The sequence below is a fragment of the Hydrocoleum sp. CS-953 genome, from assembly GCF_002260545.1.
Classification (GTDB): Bacteria; Cyanobacteriota; Cyanobacteriia; order Cyanobacteriales; family Microcoleaceae; genus Trichodesmium.
On record NZ_LGSU01000002.1, the window covers coordinates 1 to 238 of the forward strand.

1 protein-coding gene is annotated in these 238 nt (G+C 28.2%); it reads right to left on the reverse strand.

The annotated features are described in order from the left end of the window. A partial coding sequence (locus AFK68_RS00005; protein ID WP_143437355.1) for a hypothetical protein occupies positions 1-199 on the reverse strand: 199 nt, incomplete at its 3' end. Positions 200-238 lie beyond the last annotated feature (39 nt).

Consider the following 238-nt stretch of genomic DNA (forward strand, 5'->3'; position numbering starts at 1 on the left):
TATCAATATCTTGCAGTTTTTGTACTTTATTGATTATGTTTTCTAGCTTTTCAGCAATTTCATTTTCCTCTGTGGGATGAGACATTTTTTCTAATGTAGAATTAGAAAATTTTTCAAAAGTTGGGATGTCAAACTTTAGTTCTTTTTCATTTCCCCAAGCCAGACACCAAGCAATTCCTTTGTATATTTTTTCTAACATAAATTTTTTTAATACTTAATTTGTAGGTTGGATTTTTGG